The sequence below is a fragment of the Micromonospora arborensis genome (assembly GCF_003205615.1).
GTDB classification, from domain to species: domain Bacteria; phylum Actinomycetota; class Actinomycetes; order Mycobacteriales; family Micromonosporaceae; genus Micromonospora; species Micromonospora arborensis.
In genome coordinates this window covers 30,057-47,718 of sequence record NZ_PYBV01000019.1, presented here as the reverse complement: position 1 = coordinate 47,718, position 17,662 = coordinate 30,057, and the positions used below count along the sequence as shown (strand labels likewise).

The following is a 17,662-nucleotide window of genomic DNA, read 5'->3' as shown; positions in this document are numbered from 1 at the left end:
GGTTCCCTCTGCGGCGGGTCCGCCCGGCATCTGTCCGGGTGAGGAGGGCGATCCGTTGACGACTGAGGACCGCACCCGGGACGGCTTCGCCGACTTCGTCCGGGCCGAAATCGCCGGGCTGACCCGGGTGACGACCCCGACCTGCGGCTGGTGCTGTCAGCGGCGTTGGCCCGGCTGACCGTGCGCCAGCGCGCTGCCCTCGTCCTGCGTTACTACGAGGACCGGCGGCGGTGGACCTCCCGGAGGACCACGACATCGCTTGGGGGCCGTATCACGAGGTCGGCACGGAGGCGGTGGAACTGGTGGCGCTACGTCGGGGGGCGACCGCGCCGGAAGTGCTCTTCCGGACGCCGGAGGGCATCACCGACCTGTCGGTCGCCGCCGACCTCGCGATCAGCGGGGCGGTACGCGAGTCCGGCAGCCCCCACTACGGGCCACCGCCGTTCTGGGCGCTCGCGGTGGGGTTCGTCCTGGCGGTCCTGGTCGCACTGCCCGTGCTGGGTTGGCTGCGGCGCTGGCGCGATCGACGGCGGCCGGCGGTGACCGACGGCCACCTCCGTTAGGGCAAACGCGGTGTTGAGCGGTATACCTCAGAGTCATATTCATACCTCTGAGGTATACCGCTCAACAGCACATCGACATGGCAGGCAGCCAAACCGGATGGCGAGCGCCCTTCGCTGCGCCCGCAGCCCCGTCTTGAGTTAGGACTTAATCGTCTAGCCCTCGTGGACCTCGATGACGCGGGTGGTCGGTGCGGATTCACCGAGCGTGGAACGCAGGGCCGTTCGCTCCGGGTCGACGAGGAACGACTCGTAGCCTGCCCGGGCGTCGAACCGGATCACGTGCACCTCGTTCTGCCCGTCGGTGCCGCGCAGCCGCCGTTCCAGGTGGCCGCCGTGCCGTCCGAGCAGGGCCAGCACCGTGTCCTCGTAGCGTTGACCGACCGCCTCGGCTCCGACGGGAAACTCGACGATCGCGACGAAAGTCACCATGGCGGCGCTACTCCCCGATTCCGACGGCCTTGGCGCTGGCCTCCCAGAGCCGGGCGGCGAGCTGTGGATCGGCGGCCTTGCGGTACGGCCGACGCAGTCGACGGTCGGCGTAGTAACCCCCGTCGACCAGCCGGGAGCGATCCTGGTTGGCCAGCCACACCAGCGTCTCGGCGGCCTTCTCCGGGCTACGGAACGGCAGGATCCGCATGCCGAACGCCACCAGCTTGCTGTCGTTCGCGAACCGGGTGCGTACCACCCCCGGGTGGAAGCAGTACGCGGGAATGCCCGGCCAGCGGCGGGCCGCCTCGGATGTGAACAGGACGTTCGCCTGCTTGCTGGTGCCGTACGCGCCCATCGACCGGTAGCCGCGTAGTGGAGCGTTCAGGTCGTCCGGGTCGAGCGCGCCGAAGCGGTGTGCGCCGGAGGCGGTCACCACGATCCGGCCCAGCCGGTCGGCGAGCAGGTTGGTCAGCAGGAACGGGGCCAGGTGGTTGGCCTGGATCGACATCTCGAAGCCGTCGACCGTGGTGAGCGGCTGCAACGCGATGGCACCGGCGTTGTTGGCGAGCACGTCGATCCGGTCGTACGCGTCGCGTAGCCGCTCGGCGAGCCGGCGTACGTCGTCGAGGACCGCGAAGTCGGCGCGGAACAGCTCCGGACGCTCGCCCGAGTTCTCCCGTACCCGAACGGCGGCGGCCTGTAGGCGTGCCGGGTCCCGCCCGACCAGTACCACCTGGTCACCTCGGCAGGCCAGCTGCACGGCGGCAGCCAATCCGATGCCGGAGCTCGCCCCGGTCACCACCACCAGTCGACGCTCAGTGAGATCTTCCACAGGTCCATTCACCCCGGTCATGGCGCGAGGTTACCGTGGCGTCACAACGCCCTTTGGGATCGTTAAGGTCTCGGATCTGTCGTCAGGTGGCGTCGGCATGCCCGCCGGACGCTGGAAGGAGCGCCTCCCCATGGCCGCAGTCGGTCGCCCCCGCAGGTCCTGCCTCGCCGTGCCCGGTTCCAGCGTCAAGATGCTCGGCAAGGCGCAGGGGCTGCCAGCCGACCAGGTCTTCCTCGACCTGGAGGACGCCGTCGCCCCACTGGCCAAGCCGGACGCGCGGAAGAACATCGTGGCCGCGCTCAACGAGGGTGACTGGGCCGGCAAGACCCGGGTGGTCCGGGTCAACGACCTGACCACCCCGTGGACCTACCGGGACGTCGTCGACGTCGTCGAGGGCGCCGGCGCGAACCTGGACTGCGTCATGCTGCCGAAGGTGCAGACCGCCGCCCAGGTGCACTGGCTGGACCTGACGCTCACCCAGATCGAGAAGGCGCTCGGCCTGGAGGTCGGCCGGATCGGCATCGAGGCGCAGATCGAGAACGCCGCCGGTCTGGTCAACGTGGACGCGATCGCCGCCGCCTCGCCGCGCGTGGAGACCATCATCTTCGGCCCGGCCGACTTCATGGCTTCGATCAACATGAGGTCGTTGGTGGTCGGCGGCCTGATCCCGGACTATCCGGGCGACCCGTACCACTACATCCTGATGCGGATCCTGATGGCCGCCCGGATGCACGACAAGCAGGCCATCGACGGCCCCTTCCTGCAGATCCGGGACGTCGACGCGTTCCGCGAGGTGGCCAAGCGCTCGGCGGCGCTGGGCTTCGACGGTAAATGGGTGTTGCACCCGGGTCAGATCGACGCCGCCAACGAGGTCTACCAGCCGGCGCAGGCCGACTACGACCACGCCGAACTGATCCTCGACGCCTACGAGCACTACACCTCGGAGGCCGGCGGCCGGCTCGGCGCCGTGATGCTCGGCGACGAAATGATCGACGAAGCTTCCCGCAAGATGGCGCTGGTGATCGCCGCCAAGGGCCGGGCCGCCGGGATGATCCGTACCTCGACGTTCACCCCACCGGCCGAGTGACCGGTCGGGCCGGGACGCCCGCCGCCGGCTGTCGGTTCGGCCCGACAACCGGCGGTACGCCGACCAGCCCGTCGGTCAGTAGCTGCTGCTGCTGTCGCTGTCCACGCCAGTCGTGATCGCGTAGATGATCGCGGCGGCGTAGAAGGCGATCAGCAACACGAGCAACCCGGTGAGGATCCAGCCGACGATGATGGCGGCCTTCGCCATCCCCGCACCGCCCTCGCCACTGAGCCGGATCTGCTTCTGCGCCACGTGCCCGAGGATCGCGCCGACCGGCGCGGTGATGCAGGACGCGATGCCGACCAGCGCGAGCACCAGCGCCGCGATCGCCATCCCGTTGGTCTTCTGCGGTGGCGGGTAGCCGTAGCCGGGGTACTGCGGCGGGTAGCCGGGCTGGGCGTAGCCGGGTGCGGCGTAACCGGGCATCGGCTGACCCGCCGGCTGTGCTCCGGCGTACGGGTCGGCCGGCGCGTACGGGTCGGCGGTGCCCGGTTGGGCGGGCACCGGCTGACCGGCCACGAGGGTCGGGTCCGGTGCCGGGCTCGACGGCTGGGCCGACCACGTTGGATCGGTCCAGTTGCCGGGCGGCGGGGGATTGGTCATGCGAACTCTCCGTCAGGTCGGGGTGCGCTGTCAGGGTAGCCAGCGCCGCCCAAACCCGACGTCCCCACTACCGGGTGCCGCGTTGCTCGGGCCGGTCGTAACGGGCAGGATCCAGGCATGGCATTTGACGCGCGCGCCGCGGACCGCTCCGGCGGCCGACCCAGACGGGACGTCAGCCGCCCGGGCGGGGCACGGCGTGCCCGTGCCGCCATGCCGGCGGGCAGCCCCGGTCCCGACGAGCCGGTCGCGATGACCGATCCGGTGACCATGCGGCTCGACGGGCGGGTCGCCCTGGTGACCGGGGCGGGCAGCCCGGACGGCATCGGGTACGCCACCGCCCGGCGGCTCGCCGACCTGGGCGCTCGGGTGGCCATCGTCTCCACCACCCGGCGCATCCACGAGCGGGCCGGCGAGTTGGGTGTGACCGGTTTCGTCGCGGACCTGACCGACGAGTCCGAGGTCGGTGCGCTGGCCGACGCGGTCGCCGAGCAGTTGGGCGACGTCGAGGTGCTGGTCAACAACGCCGGCCTGGCCAGCCGGGCCAGCCAGGGAGTGCTGCGGCCGGTCGCGCAGCTGACCTACGACGAATGGCGCGGCGAGATCGACCGCAACCTGTCCACCGCATTCCTGTGCAGCCGGGCGTTCATCGGTGGGATGGCCGAGCGGGGCTGGGGTCGCATCGTCAACCTGGCGGCCACGGCCGGCCCGGTCAACGCCCTGCCCACCGAGGCCGCGTACGCCGCGGCGAAGGCCGGGGTCGTCGGGCTGACCCGGGCGCTGGCGATGGAGATGATCGCCGATGGGGTGACCGTCAACGCGGTGGCCCCCGGCACCATCTACACCGCCGCGTCCACCATGGCCGAGATCAAGCAGGGGCTGGGTACCCCGGTGGGTCGACCGGGCACGCCGGACGAGGTCGCCGCCGCGATCAGCTTCCTCTGCTCGCCGGCCGCCTCCTACATCACCGGTCAGATGCTGGTCGTGGATGGCGGCAACAGCGTCCGTGAGGCTCGGTTCCGCTGACCTGACGGTCCACGTCGGACCTTCCCGGGTCGCTGGTCAGTAGCCCCCGCTGTCGCCGGTGTTGTTGATCGCGAGGAGGGCCAGCCAGCCGCAGCAGGCCAGCACGGTGAGCCCGGTGAAGACGTACCCGAGGATCAGCCCCCAGGTCGCGAGCTGGTCGCCGTCCTCGCCGCTGGTGCGGATCTGCCGTTTGGCCACATGGCCGAGGACGGCGCCGGCCGGCGGAAACACGAAGGCGAACACCAGCGACAGGATCGCCAGCACGTTGGTGGCCCGACCCGGCCCGGACGGCGGTGGGCCGTACTGAGCGTAGGGGCCCTGCGGGGGGTACGGCGGCTGCTGACTCCAGTGCGTCGACTGGTGCGACCCCTGCTGCCCGTACGGCGGTGGTTCGTCCGTCGGTGGCCCGTACGGCGATGGTTCGCCGGTCGGTGGCGCGTACGGCGACTGGTCCCTGGGTGGCTCGTAGGGTGACGGTGGCGGCTCGTCCGATGGTGGTCCCGACGGCGGTGGGTAGCTCACAGCTGTCCTCCTCCTGCCGGTGCCGGAAAAGTCCCTCTTGCCGGACGCTACCCGCAGCGGTGAACCTTTTCACAGCGGTTGTGTGGACTGGTCGCCTTGGCCTCGTCGGCGTCCGAGACCGATACTGACCCAGCGTTCAGTTACCCACGAGTAGTGCGCGGATCCCCGGAGGCTGAGATGGCCCGACTCGCCCAGACGCCCGGCCTGACCGATGTGCAACTGTCGATCCTGGAGACCGTTCGGGAGTTCGCCGACAAGGAGATCATCCCGCACGCCCAGCGGTTGGAGCACGCCGACGAGTACCCCACCGACATCCTCGACGGCATGCGCGAGATGGGGCTGTTCGGCCTCACCATCGACGAGGAGTACGGCGGGCTTGGCGAGTCGCTGCTCACCTACGCGCTGGTGGTGGAGCAGCTGTCCCGGGGCTGGATGTCGATCTCCGGCATCGTCAACACCCACTTCATCGTGGCGTACCTGATCTCCCAGCACGGCTCCGCCGAGCAGAAGGCCCGCCTGCTACCGAAGATGGCCACCGGCGAGGTGCGGGGCGCGTTCTCGATGTCCGAGCCCGAGACCGGCTCCGACGTCGCAGCGATCAAGTCCCGAGCCGTCCGCGACGGCGACCGTTACGTGCTCAACGGGCAGAAGATGTGGCTGACCAACGGGGCGTACTCCTCGGTGGTGGCCACCCTGGTCAAGACCGACACCGGCGCCGACTCGGTGTACGGCAACATGAGCACCTTCCTGCTGGAGAAGGAACCGGGCTTCGGCGAGACGGCCCCCGGCCTCACCATCCCCGGCAAGATCGAGAAGATGGGTTACAAGGGCGTCGAGACCACCGAGATGGTGCTCGACGGCGTCACCGTGCCCGAGTCGGCGATCCTCGGTGGGGCCGACAAGCTGGGCCAGGGCTTCTACCAGATGATGGACGGCATCGAGGTGGGCCGGGTCAACGTGGCCGCCCGCGCCTGCGGCATCTCCATCCGCGCCTTCGAGTTGGCGGTCAGCTACGCCCAGCAGCGCAAGACGTTCGGCCAGCCGCTCGCCAAGCACCAGGCGATCGCCTTCAAGCTCGCCGAGATGGGCACGAAGATCGAGGCCGCGCACGCCCTCATGGTCAACGCCGCACGCCTCAAGGACGCCGGCCAGCGCAACGACGTCGAGGCCGGAATGGCCAAGCTGCTCGCCTCCGAGTACTGCGCCGAGGTCGTCCAGGAGGCGTTCCGCATCCACGGCGGCTACGGCTACTCCACGGAGTACGAGATCGAGCGGCTGATGCGCGAGGCCCCGTTCCTGCTCATCGGCGAGGGCACCTCGGAGATCCAGAAGACCATCATCTCCCGGGGTCTCCTCAAGGAGTACAAGCTCTAGACGCGGAGGATCGGCCAGCTGCCGAGCGAGCCGCCCATCTCCTCCGGGTGGCCCGTGGTTGGTCTAACATCGAAACTGTGACATGTGTCATATCCATTGGGCGCATGGCCTGCATCTCCACTGCCTAGTGTTAGCCAGCGCCTACTTAACGAAAAATTGCTACGTACTACGGGGGTAACGTGGCTGTACCTGCTTCCTGCCCGAAATCCAAGGGCAGGGCTATTCGTGTCCCACAAACGCGGGCGATCGTTCTTGCCACGTTCACAGGGTTGGTCGGCGCTCTGCTGACCGCACCGACGCCCGCCACGGCCGACGTCCGGGCGGACCGCTCCACCGTGCTTTCCCTACTCAAGACAGCCGGCCCGGCTACCGCCCACGCGGCCGAGGCCGCTCTCCTCGGGCCGGACGACCAGCTGACCGAGTTCGTTGCCACCGGGCAGCACGCCACCCGCCTCCAGGACGACCGGGTGCGACTCGCGCAGTTGATGGCGATGAGCGGGCCCGCCTTGTCGCAGGCCGCCAAGGCCCCCCTGACCGGTTCCCCCGAAGACGTTCGGGAATTCCTCGAAGACGGTATCGCCGGGCCAATGGCCCAGGACCTTCGCATCCGGACGGCCGAGATCATCGCCACGGGCGGTCCCGCCACCAGGAAGGCCGGCCAGGACGCGGCGACCGCGGGAGATACCGCGGTGGCGGCCTTCGTGGCACGCGGTCAGTATCTCGCCGCACAGCAGGACGACCGCATCGCGACATCGCTGGTGATGTCCACCGGCGGTCCACAGGTCCGAGCCGCGGCCACACTCGCTCTTCAAGGCACTCCCGCTGACGTCCGCGAGTTCCTCGAGTCCGGCCAGCACGTCGCGCGGGCACGTGACGAGGAGGTGCTTACTGTCAGCCGTCTCGTCGAGCTGGCAAAGGAAGCGCAGCAGACGGCCGCAGCCGAGTCGCGGGCAGCCAAGGAGGCGTCGGCTCGAGCGGTCACCGCCGCGCAGCTGGCGAAAGAGGCGGCCCAGCAGGCTGCCGCGGAGACCGCCGCGGCGAAGGACTCGGCCAAACTCGCCGCTGCCGCCGCTGCTCGGGCGGCGGACGCGGCCGAGCGCGCTGCCGCTGCGGCCCGCGACGCCATCGGGGCGGCGCGGGCGGCGACCAACGCCGCTCAGGTGGCGTCCATCGCCGCGTCCCGGGCGGCGAACGCCGCGGTACTGGCCGGTGAAGCGGCATCGACGGCCTACCGCGCGGCTGCCGATGCCGCCACGGACGCTTCAAAGGCGGGCGCAGCCCGGGTGGCAGCCCAGCGGGCACGGGACGTAGCACGGGCGGCAGGGCAGGCCGCCGATGCCGCACTGGCCTCCGATGACGCAGCCATCGCCTCCGCGGACGCAGCGAAGGCCGCACGCGGAGCGGCTGGTCACGCCAGAGAGGCGGCGGACGCAGCGGATGAGGCTGGCGGACATGCCAATGTTTCCGAGGCAGAAGCCCGCCGTGCTCGGCAGGCCGCCGAGAAAGCGAGAAGCCTCGCGGCCCGGGCCGAGCGTGCCGCAGCCGCTGCGGAGGGGCTTGCCCGGAAGGCCGCGTTGGCTGCCCGTGACGCCCGTCGCCACGCCCTTGATGCAGCCACGCACGCCAACGCTGCCGCGGCCGCAGCCGATCGCGCCGCAGACCACGCCGGCGATGCGTCTCAGGCAGCTGCTGCGGCGACCGCCCATGCCGCAGCCGCCGCCGTGGCGTCCGAAACGGCGACGGCTGCCGCAGCGACGGCCACGGACGTCGAGTTGACGGCTCGTGCCGCAGACGAGGAGCGGTTGCGGGCGGCGACCGAAGAGTCGATCGCCGAGGCGAAGGAAAACCGGGCTGTCGAGCAGGATCAGCCGTCGCAAATTCCTTGGGACGCGCCTGAACAGGACCGGGTCGACGCGGAGACACTGCGGCTCCTGACCGAGGCAGCCGCTGCCGACGCCCCCTCGACCGTCGTCCTCAGCAGCGGTCGGCAAGCAGCCCTGCGCCTGATGGCCGTGGGCGGCCCGTGGACGCGGGCGGCTGCGGAGAAGGCCATGACCGGCACCGAGGCGGACCTTCGACGGTTCTTGTCCGTTGACCGCGCCACGGCTGCGGAACAGGATGACCAGGCCCGCGTCAGCCACCTGACCGACCTGTCAGACAAGCCCGCGCTGCGGTCCGCGGTGCAGTCAGCGCTCTCCGGCGATCACGAGAACGTGGTGCGCTTCCTCAGGTTGCCGATGTACGAGGGCAAGACGCAGGACGACCGCGTCGCGATCGCCGAAGTCATGGCGAGCGGCGGTCCGGCGACCCACGCGGCGGCCGAGATCGCGTTGCGGGGCACGCCAGCGGACGCCCACGCCTTCCTGCGGACCGGGCGCCACGCCGCAGCCGAACAGGACGATCGCATCGCCATCGCTGCCGTTCTGGTCGAGGCGGGGCCCGAGGTGAGGGCGGCGGCCGAGATTGCGCTGAGCGGTCCCCGTTCCTACCTTCGACACTTCCTTGAGGTCGAGCAGTTCAAGGCTCGCCAACGTGACCAGGTCGCCGCGACCCACGTCGCCACGGTTCGGTCGCTTCTCGCGGAGGCCACCCGTTACGCGGCCCTTGCCGAGGCTGACGCCGCCGAGGCCGCGCGGGTTGCGGCGGTCGCGCGCGACGCGGCAGAAGAAGCTCGGATGTGGGCGGACCGGGCCGACGCGGCCGCGGACGATGCGGAGGTATACGCGGATCAGGCCCGCAGGTCGGCGGCCGAAGCGAAGGAGTCAGCGGCACGTGCGGCCGCGGCTGCCCAGGCGGCTCGCGACGCCGCGAATTCGGCCGCTACCTCAGCTGCCGCCGCCACTCGTTCCGCCGTCAAGGCCACGGCCTCGGCGGCGCAGGCCCGAGCCTCGGCTGATTCTGCATACCACGCCGCAGAGCAGGCCAGAGCCTCAGCTATTGCCGCTGGCAAGGACGCCGCATTGGCCGCAGAGGCGGCGGCAGAGGCGCTGCAGATCGCCATCACGAAGCAGCGCGAGGAGCAGCAGGCTCGCCAGGAGGCCGGCGTTCCAAGCCTGAGCGGGCCGGAGAGCGGCTTGACGGGTCTGGAGGAGTATGACGAGGGCACCGTCGTGTTGTGGTTCGACGGCGTCTGCTACCTCAACGGCACGCAGTTGCCGGGGACCTTGGGCGTGGAGTCCTGCACCGCCCTGGCGGAGGACTTCGACGACTGGTTGGGCGACCGCGCGGACTACATCTACTGGGAGAATCTCGCCAAGGTGGCGAACCCGGCCGAGGAACTGCTCAAGGCATACTGCGCCGACAAGGACAGTTGGTCCACGTTGCCATGGGACAATCGTGACGCTTGCGGAAAGGCCCTGCGGGACCAACTCGACACCGACAAGCCCTCGATCGTCCTCATGTACGCGGAGGCTGGTGCGGGGGGAGCGGCCTTCCGGGGCATTGGTCGGCTGCTCGGCATCGGGCTCCGGACGCCCGCGCTATACCGGATCCCGACCAACCGAGCGCTGTTCGAGACGTACAAGAACATCCTGCGCGCCGAGATGCAGCGGCCGAAGGTTGCCGACGCTGGTTTGTCGAAAATCATGGATGTCCTCTATCGCCCGGGTGCCACGATGGGCAGCGGAAGCACGGCGACCGCAGTCCGGTTCGAGACCTGGACGGGTGGTTCGGTGGGCGGAGCCCACCACACTCAGAAGGCGCGGGACTACATCGTCAACCTTGAGCGCTGGCTCCTCAACAACCCCGGTGCCAGTGCGGGTGACAGAGCCGCGGCGCAGAACGTGATCCTCGACATGCGCAACGCATTGGCGGGAAAGTGATGCCTGATCCGCAGTGGTGGCGATCGCTTCTGGCCACGAGCGACGTGCTGGCAACAGAGGACGCGGCCGAGGTGCGCCGGTGGACCTCGGGCTCCTCTGTCGACGAGGAGGGCGCGGAGGCTCCTCCTCTGTTGCTCCGTCTCTCCCACCTTGGCGAAGTGCTGGCCGAGCGCGTGGACGACGTGCCCGAGAGTGACCGCCGCGCCTTCTTCCGGATCCTGGACGGGGTGCTTGCCGATGGCGACCAGTCCGAGAAGGACGCCGTGGCGACCGGGTTCCTGGAATCCATGATGGCTGCCGGAGATCGGGGCTTCGACCTTCGCGGGGTGTGGCATGAGCTGGGTCCACGATCGCAGCAATACTGCCGCGATTGGAACGCTTTCACGGGAGTTCGATCACCTCGCTGGATGCGGTCATCCTGACGTTCGTTCCGACGCCGACCGTTCAAGTTCCGGTCGGGTAGAGAAGGGAAACACATGCGCAAGACCGTCATTCCCGCCATCGCGGCGGTACTGGGAGCTACGGCAGCGGTGGCTGTTCCGTTGACTCTGTCGGGAGGCCCGGCCAACGCGGCGGAAGAAATGCCCTCACTCGTGGAGGATTTCTCCTACCCGGGTGCCGCAGCCATCAAGCAGAGCCGCGACATCGAGCTCATCAAGGGCGATGGCCGGATCACCCTTGTCGACTGCACGGACAACCCAGCACTAATCCGGGTGGAGAGTCTCCTCCGCACCGACTTCTGCTTCGCGGTCAAGGACGACACCGGCTGGCTGAGCCTTCGCTTGGACGGCGTCTTCTTCATTCATTCCGGCGACCAGAAGGTGGCGGCGAAGGTGGCCGCAAACGGCGTCGAGGAGACGATCAACATCCGCGAGAATTCCCTTGAGCCGGTCGGCGTCGGCGATCCGGATTTCGGTGTGCTTCTCGAGCTACGAGCGACGCCGCCGGCCTGACCAGGCTGCATCTCCCTAGGTCTCGCCCATGCCGTGGTGGCGTGACCGAATGGCCAGTGGTGAGGGGCGTGCGCGTCCTTCACCACTGGTTCACAGACATTCTTCAATGTGATCTGAATCACTGCTTATCGGTTCCCGGGGATTAGATGTACATGAATAAATAGATTCATGTCATCCTCTTTTTCTCTTTGCCGAGAGTCTCATCCGGAGCTCTATTCACCACCGATTCCCCGACGAATACTGAAACGACTTCTCGCCGGTGCGGTGTCGGCCCTCCTGGCGATCGGCGCACCCTTCGTGTCGGGTTCGCCCGCGGTCGCTGAGGACCCGTTGCCCGGCCTGGTGTCCGACCGCGCCGGCGTCGTCTCGATCTTCTCGTCGGGTGGCCCGGCCTCCGCTCGGGCCGCTGAGGCCGCTCTGCTCGGTCCCGACGAGCAGCTGCAGGAGTTTCTGGCCACCGGGCAGCAGGAGACTCTGGTCCAGGACGACCGGGTGCGACTGGCTCAGTTGATGGCGACCAGCGGACCGGCGATGGCGGCGGCCGCCCAACCAGCGCTCACGGGTTCCCCCGCTGCCGTACGGACCTTCCTGTCGACCGGGTGGCAGGCGCCCGCCGCGCAGGACCGGCGAGTTCGCATCGCGGAGCTCATCTCGGTCGGTGGCCCGGCGACGAAGACGGCCGGACAGACCGCGTTGAACGGCGGCGACTCCGCCGTCGTGGAATTCCTGCGCAACGGCGCGTACGCGGCGCGGATCCAGGACAACCGGATCGAAGTTTCGACGATCATGTCGGTCGGCGGTGCGGAGGTACGCCGAACGGCCCAGGTCGCCCTGGCCGGAACTCCCCTGGACGTACGGGAATGGCTCGACAGCGGGCAACACGTCGCCCGAGCGCGCGATCAGGAAGTGATGACGGTCGCGCAGTTGATCGGGATTGCCCGGCGGTCGCAGGAACTCGCCGCAAAGGAGACCGCAGCGGCCGAGGAGGCGTCCGAAAGGGCGGTGACCGCCGCGCGGTTGGCCAAGGCGGCCGCGGAGACAGCTGCGGACGAGACCGAGGCAGCCAAGGATTCAGCGACCAAGGCGGCGGCCGCGGCCGGCCGTGCGGCTGACGCGGCTGCCCGTGCGGCCGATGCCGCCCAGGACGCGATCGGTGCCGCCAATGCCGCGAACCAGGCGGCCCGAAACGCTGCCAACGCGGCATCCCGGGCGGCTTCGGCGGCCGCGCTCGCGGGCAGGGCCGCCTCGCAGGCGTACCGCGCCGCCGCGGACGCCGCCACCGACGCGAGCAAGGCGAGCGCCGCGCGTCAGGCCGCCGAGGCGGCCCGAAGCGCGGCTCGTCTGATCGACGACGTCATCGCCTCGATGCCCAAGGTGATGGATGCGGCCAACGCGGCGAAGTCAGCCTCCGGCGCCGCACGCAGTGCGGTGGTCAACGCGAAGGCCGCCGCTGCGGCGGCTCAACGCGCGGGCGGTCAGGCCAACGTCGCGGAGAGCGAGGCCGCCCGAGCCCGTCGCGAGGCGAATCGCGCGCTGTCCTTGGCCGCAGCGGCCGACCGGGCGGCCACCAGGTCCGAGGCGCTCGCCGGGCAGGCGTCGGCTGCGGCCGCGCAGGCCCTCCAACTGGCGACGAACGCCGCGCAGCACGCGCGGGCGGCGGCGGCGGCCGCGGATCTGGCGGCCGAGCACGCCGGAGACGCTGCCAAGGCAGCAGAGGAGTCGAAGAGGCATGCAGAGGCCGCCCAGCTCGCGGCAGATATGGCGTCGGCTGCGGCGGAGCAGGCAGACCTGGTCGACCGTACGGCCAGGACGGGTGAGGCGGAACGGCTCGCCCTGGAGACCGAGCAGGCGATCGTGGAGGCTCAGGAACTCCGGCTCGTGGAGGACAGCCAGCCGGCGGAGCCGCTCTGGGATACGCCTGAAGAAGATCGGGTGGACAGCGGCACGCGGCAGTTGCTCGCGGACGCGGCTGCCCCGGGTGCCTCCACCGCAGTGGTGATGTCGAAGGGGCGGGCGGCGGCGGTCAACCTGAGTCGGTCAGGCTCCTCGTGGGGTCGGGCGGCGGCCCAGGCGGCCCTCGCCGGCGATGAGTCCGGTATGCGGAGCTGGCTTGCCACCGTGCGGGTCATCGCCGTGGAGCAGGACGATCGTGACCGAGTGTCCGAGTTGGCGACCACGACGAGCAAGCCCAACCTGCGGGCAGCGGCCGAAGCCGCGCTCAGGGGCACTCACGCCGACGTCGTCGCCTTCCTCAAGTTCCCGGCCTACGACGGTAAGGTGCAGGATGATCGGGTGGCGATCGCGACGGTCATGGACGCCGGCGGTCCGGCGACCAAGGCGGCAGCGCAGATCGCCCTCGGCGGCACGCCGCAGGACGCGCACACCTTTCTCCGCACCGGTCAGTACGTCGCGGCGGCCCAGGACGATCGGGTGGCCATCGCCGGCATCATGAATGGCGCGGGTCCCGAGGTCGTCGCGGCCGCGCGTATCGCGCTGGCCGGTCCGCGCGCCTTCGCCCGGGACTTCGTCCAGGTCGGGCAGTACAAGGCGGCCCTGCGGGACCATGACGCGGCGGTGCACGCCGCCACCATCAGGGGTTACGTCGCCCAGGGCGCCGAGTACGCCGCAACGGCGCAGGTTGACGCGGCACGTGCTGCGGAGGTCGCGGCACGGGCGCGGGCGGCCGCGAGCGAGGCACAGGGGCATGCCGACCGAGCCCGTCTGTTGGCGGAAGAGGCGGACGGGTACGCCGAGGACGCGGCGCAGTCGGCCCTGGATGCAAGGCGGTCCGCGGATCAGGCCGCGGCATCCGCGCAGACAGCCCGTAGTGCCGCCAACCGGGCGGTGCAGGCTGCTCAGTCGGCTAGTGCTTCGGCTTCGCGGGCCGCAGACTCGGCGCGGAAGGCCCGTGCGTCGGCCAACTGGGCGCAGACCTCTGCGGCAAACGCCCGGCAGTCGGCGCTCGCCGCGGGTGCGGACGCGGCCGCCGCAGCGCAGGCGTCCCAGGAGGCGTTCACGACCGCGATGGAGAGGATCCGGGCCGAGGCTGAGGCACAGCGGGCCGCCGGCCCAGAGGGAACCTTCTTCGGAGCGGAAGGGTACGGCCAGGTGCGTGCCACGGAGGCGACATCCGCCACCGCGCCGGGCAACGGCGTCATCGTCTTCCGACTGTTCATCAGCGACAAGTACTTCTATTGCCCACCGGGTGCGCTCCTTACCTGCGGTAAGGGCGATGGGCGCTCGTTCTCGACGGACTCCCAGGCGGGCTATCGTGTCGCGGTGGCCTGGAACACGGAGACGGGTGCCGTGAGCATCACGGCTTCCCCGAGCTGCTTCAAGATCGGGTATTGTTCGCCGCCGCGGTCGATCGGTCAGGGAAACAACCTCGACATCATCAGCTCGGGTGCCGGCCTGCTGAACTTCGCCGTGGCGGCCCAATCGTCAGTTCCGGGGCTGCCGACCATCAACCAGAACATCAGCATCAAGATTAATTCTGGAATGACCGTGATCAGCATCGAGGGTGATCCGTACCCGGACTTCGAGGCCGTCCAGTTCAAGAACAACAGCAACACTGGCACTCTGCTTGCCAATTCATCGCACGCAGGCCCGGGCGGGCCGCAAATCCAACTCCTGGATCTGATGGATAACCGCAAGGAGACCTGGGTCGACGGTCAAAGCCGTGACCTCGCGCTGGAGTACTACCTCCTGAAGAAGGAGCTGTGTCTACGCAACCCGGCCATGTCGATGTGTCGTTGATGGCGGACGATCGTGCGATGACCTGGCAGCGGCTCAGGGCCCTGCCGCTGCCAGGCTTCGTTCTCGTCTACACGGGGCTTTACGGCGTGCTGATCGTCATCGGCAGCACGGTCGGATACCTCGTGCTCGCCAACCAGCCGTCCTTCGGAGCGTTCGTGCTGGAGATGATGGTGGCCGCCGTGTATCTCGTGCTCGCCTCGGTGGTCCCGTTCGCCATCGCGCTCGCGGTTGTCTTCCTCTTCCGCGACGCGAGACCCGTCTGGTTCCGACTGGCTGCCGTGCTGCTCTGCTGCCTGCCGTCGATGTGCACGTCCGAGCCGCGACAGTTGGCGTACTTCCTGCCGATGCAGATCCTGGTCGCGTTGGTGATACGTCAGCCGTACGACCCGGCGCGGGACCGGGTCGGTGACCAGCACTGACCGGTGACGTACCGGACTCCCCGGCGGGCAAGGGTGCCCCCGGGGAGTTCGGTACGCCGGGGAGCACAGAGGTCCGGGTCCGCTGGACGAGGCGGATCAGCCGAGGCGGGTGAGGCCGGCGGCGGCGCGTTCGACGATGAGGCACCGGTCCTCGACGTAGTCCATGCCGGCCTCCTCGGCGATCCGCCGCGCCTCGGCCGAGACGATGCCCAACTGCAGCCAGACCGCCGGGGCCCCGATCGCCGCCGCGTCCCGGACCACCTGCACGGCGTCGGCCGCCGGCCGGAACACGTCCACCAGGTCGACCGGGTGCGGGATGTCGGCCAGCGTCTTGTACGCCCGTTCTCCGAACAGTTCGTCGACCGTCGGGTTGACCGGGATGATGCGCCAGCCGTACTGCTGCATCTGCAACGGCACACCGTGCGCGGCCTTGAACGGGTCGCGGGACGCGCCCACGACGGCAATCACGGCTGAGTCGGCGAGGATCTGCTGAGCGGTACGCACCAGCCGACTGTAGCGCCGACCGCGCCTCAGATGTCACGCGAGAACACCCCACCAGATGCCCTGTGTGCTGAGGCCCGACTTGACGCGCCCACACGACCAGTCGGGCCCCGTCAAACATGGCTAGGGGTGGGCGGGTGCGGTGGCCTGCACGTCGCCCCTGGTGGTTTTGCCAGCGCCGCTCTTCGTGTAGCCGGTGGGCGGCGTGAGGTCGAAGTGGCGCAGGTTCTCCTCCGTGCGGGGCAGCCACTCGAAGGTGCTGACCTCTGCCTTGTCGGTCACCTGTCCGCTCTTGTCGGCGACAGCCTTGTAGGGCAGGAACGAGGCTGCGTCCACCCAGAGTTCTACGGTGTAGGTGGCCGTTCCCGCCGTCAACCGCAGGTGCACCGTGTCGTGCCCGCCCACCTGCTCCTGGCCCACGATCTCCAGATCTCCCTTGTCGAGCCAGGCCCTGATGCTCGCCGGGTCGTTCGGAACGAAGACCGCACCTGTCGCGTTCTCCGGCGACCCGGTGTCTTCGAAGTACGTCCGATCGAGGTGGTTGACCTGGATACCGCGCAGTTTTCCGTCGACGACAGTCGTCATCAGCGAGGAGTTCGGACTGCCGTCGGCCTGATACACGTCGACCCGGTAACGCCCGGTCTGCTTGTCCGTCCAGGTGTCGTACGAGCCGCCCTTGTAGGCGTCGTGCACCTTCACGACGTACTTGTCCGCGTCGTCCAGTGCGGCCCGGGTTTGCGCGCTGACGTAGGCGACGTTGCGCATCTCCAACGGGCGAGACTCGTCAGTCGAGCTGGTGGAGGCCCCGGACGGTTGCCCGGTGCTGTAGTCGACCATGCTCAGCGCGACACCACCGGCGGCGAGACCGGCCAGCGCGAAGGCGGTCGCGGTCGCGATCGCCGGACGGCGCAGAAACCAGCGCTTCGCGGCCGGGCGCTGGTACATGGACCCGTTGCGGAGCGCGTGCCGGATCCGGTCGGTCGCGTCCGGCGGGGCACCGGTCAGGTCCTCGCGGAAGGCAACCAGCAGCTCGACGCCTGCGTTGTCGGGCTCGGAGTTGTTGTTCATGCGTGTCCTTCATGCGCAGAAGTGGCCGGGGCGTAGTGGGCGGGCAACGCAGCCCGCAGGCGTGCCTTGGCTCGATGGAGGCGGGACCGGACGGTTCCCGGTGCCAGGCCGAGCGCGGAGGCCAGCTCCGGGTAGTCCAGGCCAGCCCAGACATGCAACAGGAGCAGATTGCGCTGGTCGTGCGGCATCGCGGCGAGCACACCGGCCAGTGCCTGCGTGGCGGCCAAGGCATCGAGCCGTTCGTTGGCCCGGTCAGCGAAGTTGTGCTGACCGGAACCACCGAGCGGGTCCGTACCTGACTTCTCCAATGCCCGCAGCCACCGCACCTCGGCACGGTGATGTTTGCGCAGCAGGTTGGTCAGGATGCCGAACAGCCATGGGCGCGCGTTGAGCACCGACGTGTCGTACCGGTCACGTAGCGAGAACGCGACCAGGAACGTCTCGGCGACCAGATCCTCGGCGAGTTGCCGTCCGACCCGGCGGGCGCTGAAGTCGTACAGCCAACCGCCGTACCGCTCGAACAGCTCTCCGAACAGTTCAGGCGCGCCGGTGACCAAGAACGCGTCGGAGCGCTCGGTCACGGTCATGTCCCGCTCGTCCCCTGGTGTGACGGTGTCTTCATGCCTCGTTCTTGTCTGCCGCCGACGCCCAGGTTCCCGTCCATGTTCAGCCCATCACCGCGGTCAGACGGTGCTGGCCGCGCACCCGTTC

General features: G+C 69.4%; 17 protein-coding genes. 10 read left to right on the top strand and 7 right to left on the bottom strand.

What is annotated here, in order from left to right; all coding sequences use genetic code 11:
- Nucleotides 1-55 precede the first annotated feature (55 nt).
- Both C7C45_RS35535 and C7C45_RS33625 read left to right on the top strand, forming a co-directional pair.
- Nucleotides 56-178: a hypothetical protein gene (locus C7C45_RS35535; RefSeq protein WP_280101379.1), complete on the top strand. Its 123-nt coding sequence runs from the start codon at nt 56-58 to the stop codon at nt 176-178.
- Between the two features lie 52 nt (nt 179-230).
- Entirely contained in the window at nt 231-563 is a 333-nt protein-coding gene (locus tag C7C45_RS33625) for a hypothetical protein (protein ID WP_146247333.1), read from the top strand.
- 153 nt (nt 564-716) lie between these two features.
- Here C7C45_RS33625 and C7C45_RS16185 read toward each other — a convergent pair whose 3' ends face one another.
- Complete coding sequence (locus C7C45_RS16185) at nt 717-992, bottom strand: hypothetical protein (protein WP_110564493.1); 276 nt, start codon at nt 990-992, stop codon at nt 717-719.
- Between the two features lie 7 nt (nt 993-999).
- Nucleotides 1,000-1,824, bottom strand: a complete 825-nt coding sequence (locus C7C45_RS16180; RefSeq protein ID WP_110564492.1) for an SDR family NAD(P)-dependent oxidoreductase — start codon at nt 1,822-1,824, stop codon at nt 1,000-1,002.
- 130 nt (nt 1,825-1,954) lie between these two features.
- Here C7C45_RS16180 and C7C45_RS16175 point away from each other — a divergent pair, with 130 nt between their 5' ends.
- Nucleotides 1,955-2,911: an HpcH/HpaI aldolase/citrate lyase family protein gene (locus C7C45_RS16175; protein WP_110564667.1), complete on the top strand. Its 957-nt coding sequence runs from the start codon at nt 1,955-1,957 to the stop codon at nt 2,909-2,911.
- Between the two features lie 75 nt (nt 2,912-2,986).
- On the opposite strand, the gene C7C45_RS16170 is transcribed toward C7C45_RS16175, so the two are convergent.
- Nucleotides 2,987-3,514 (bottom strand): DUF4190 domain-containing protein, encoded by a 528-nt coding sequence (locus C7C45_RS16170; RefSeq protein WP_110564491.1) that lies wholly within the window; start codon nt 3,512-3,514, stop codon nt 2,987-2,989.
- 117 nt (nt 3,515-3,631) lie between these two features.
- Between C7C45_RS16170 and C7C45_RS16165 the strand changes: the two genes are divergently transcribed.
- The gene (locus C7C45_RS16165) at nt 3,632-4,537 is read left to right on the top strand and encodes an SDR family NAD(P)-dependent oxidoreductase (RefSeq protein WP_110564490.1); all 906 of its coding nucleotides are present in this window, start codon (nt 3,632-3,634) and stop codon (nt 4,535-4,537) included.
- A 36-nt stretch (nt 4,538-4,573) separates the two neighbouring features.
- Here C7C45_RS16165 and C7C45_RS16160 read toward each other — a convergent pair whose 3' ends face one another.
- Nucleotides 4,574-5,059: a DUF4190 domain-containing protein gene (locus C7C45_RS16160; RefSeq protein ID WP_110564489.1), complete on the bottom strand. Its 486-nt coding sequence runs from the start codon at nt 5,057-5,059 to the stop codon at nt 4,574-4,576.
- Between the two features lie 177 nt (nt 5,060-5,236).
- Between C7C45_RS16160 and C7C45_RS16155 the strand changes: the two genes are divergently transcribed.
- The 6 genes from C7C45_RS16155 (at nt 5,237) to C7C45_RS16130 (ending at nt 15,382) form a co-directional block, all read left to right on the top strand.
- Nucleotides 5,237-6,433, top strand: coding sequence for an acyl-CoA dehydrogenase family protein (locus C7C45_RS16155; RefSeq protein WP_110564666.1), 1,197 nt, complete (start codon nt 5,237-5,239; stop codon nt 6,431-6,433).
- 269 nt (nt 6,434-6,702) lie between these two features.
- Nucleotides 6,703-10,254, top strand: a complete 3,552-nt coding sequence (locus tag C7C45_RS16150) for an ALF repeat-containing protein (RefSeq protein WP_146247332.1) — start codon at nt 6,703-6,705, stop codon at nt 10,252-10,254.
- On the top strand, nt 10,254-10,676 hold the full coding sequence (locus C7C45_RS16145; protein WP_146247331.1) for a hypothetical protein: 423 nt from the start codon (nt 10,254-10,256) through the stop codon (nt 10,674-10,676). The genes C7C45_RS16150 and C7C45_RS16145 overlap by 1 nt, the downstream gene beginning before the upstream one ends.
- 54 nt (nt 10,677-10,730) lie before the next feature.
- Complete coding sequence (locus C7C45_RS16140; protein WP_146247330.1) at nt 10,731-11,207, top strand: hypothetical protein; 477 nt, start codon at nt 10,731-10,733, stop codon at nt 11,205-11,207.
- A 264-nt stretch (nt 11,208-11,471) separates the two neighbouring features.
- Nucleotides 11,472-14,963, top strand: coding sequence for an ALF repeat-containing protein (locus tag C7C45_RS16135; protein ID WP_208641183.1), 3,492 nt, complete (start codon nt 11,472-11,474; stop codon nt 14,961-14,963).
- On the top strand, nt 14,963-15,382 hold the full coding sequence (locus C7C45_RS16130) for a hypothetical protein (protein WP_110564484.1): 420 nt from the start codon (nt 14,963-14,965) through the stop codon (nt 15,380-15,382). The genes C7C45_RS16135 and C7C45_RS16130 overlap by 1 nt, the downstream gene beginning before the upstream one ends.
- A gap of 96 nt (nt 15,383-15,478) precedes the next feature.
- Here the strand turns inward: C7C45_RS16130 and C7C45_RS16125 are convergent, their stop codons facing one another.
- The 3 genes from C7C45_RS16125 to C7C45_RS16115 form a co-directional block, all read right to left on the bottom strand.
- Nucleotides 15,479-15,886 carry a CoA-binding protein gene (locus C7C45_RS16125; RefSeq protein WP_110564483.1) on the bottom strand — a complete coding sequence of 136 codons (408 nt, stop codon included), beginning with the start codon at nt 15,884-15,886 and terminating at the stop codon, nt 15,479-15,481.
- A 120-nt stretch (nt 15,887-16,006) separates the two neighbouring features.
- Nucleotides 16,007-16,951 carry a DUF2092 domain-containing protein gene (locus C7C45_RS16120; protein ID WP_110564482.1) on the bottom strand — a complete coding sequence of 315 codons (945 nt, stop codon included), beginning with the start codon at nt 16,949-16,951 and terminating at the stop codon, nt 16,007-16,009.
- The gene (locus C7C45_RS16115; protein WP_110564481.1) at nt 16,948-17,538 is read right to left on the bottom strand and encodes an RNA polymerase sigma factor; all 591 of its coding nucleotides are present in this window, start codon (nt 17,536-17,538) and stop codon (nt 16,948-16,950) included. Before C7C45_RS16115 ends, C7C45_RS16120 begins: the two co-directional genes overlap by 4 nt.
- Nucleotides 17,539-17,662: the final 124 nt, after the last annotated feature.

What these genes read in the sequence shown, in the direction of transcription:
- C7C45_RS16185 (WP_110564493.1), bottom strand. Translation starts at nt 992, where the DNA reads ATGGTGACTTTCGTCGCGATCGTCGAGTTTCCCGTCGGAGCCGAGGCG.
- C7C45_RS16175 (WP_110564667.1), top strand. Translation starts at nt 1,955, where the DNA reads ATGGCCGCAGTCGGTCGCCCCCGCAGGTCCTGCCTCGCCGTGCCCGGT.
- C7C45_RS16170 (WP_110564491.1), bottom strand. Translation starts at nt 3,514, where the DNA reads ATGACCAATCCCCCGCCGCCCGGCAACTGGACCGATCCAACGTGGTCG.
- C7C45_RS16165 (WP_110564490.1), top strand. Translation starts at nt 3,632, where the DNA reads ATGGCATTTGACGCGCGCGCCGCGGACCGCTCCGGCGGCCGACCCAGA.
- C7C45_RS16155 (WP_110564666.1), top strand. Translation starts at nt 5,237, where the DNA reads ATGGCCCGACTCGCCCAGACGCCCGGCCTGACCGATGTGCAACTGTCG.
- C7C45_RS16145 (WP_146247331.1), top strand. Translation starts at nt 10,254, where the DNA reads ATGCCTGATCCGCAGTGGTGGCGATCGCTTCTGGCCACGAGCGACGTG.
- C7C45_RS16140 (WP_146247330.1), top strand. Translation starts at nt 10,731, where the DNA reads ATGCGCAAGACCGTCATTCCCGCCATCGCGGCGGTACTGGGAGCTACG.
- C7C45_RS16130 (WP_110564484.1), top strand. Translation starts at nt 14,963, where the DNA reads ATGGCGGACGATCGTGCGATGACCTGGCAGCGGCTCAGGGCCCTGCCG.
- C7C45_RS16120 (WP_110564482.1), bottom strand. Translation starts at nt 16,951, where the DNA reads ATGAACAACAACTCCGAGCCCGACAACGCAGGCGTCGAGCTGCTGGTT.
- C7C45_RS16115 (WP_110564481.1), bottom strand. Translation starts at nt 17,538, where the DNA reads ATGACCGTGACCGAGCGCTCCGACGCGTTCTTGGTCACCGGCGCGCCT.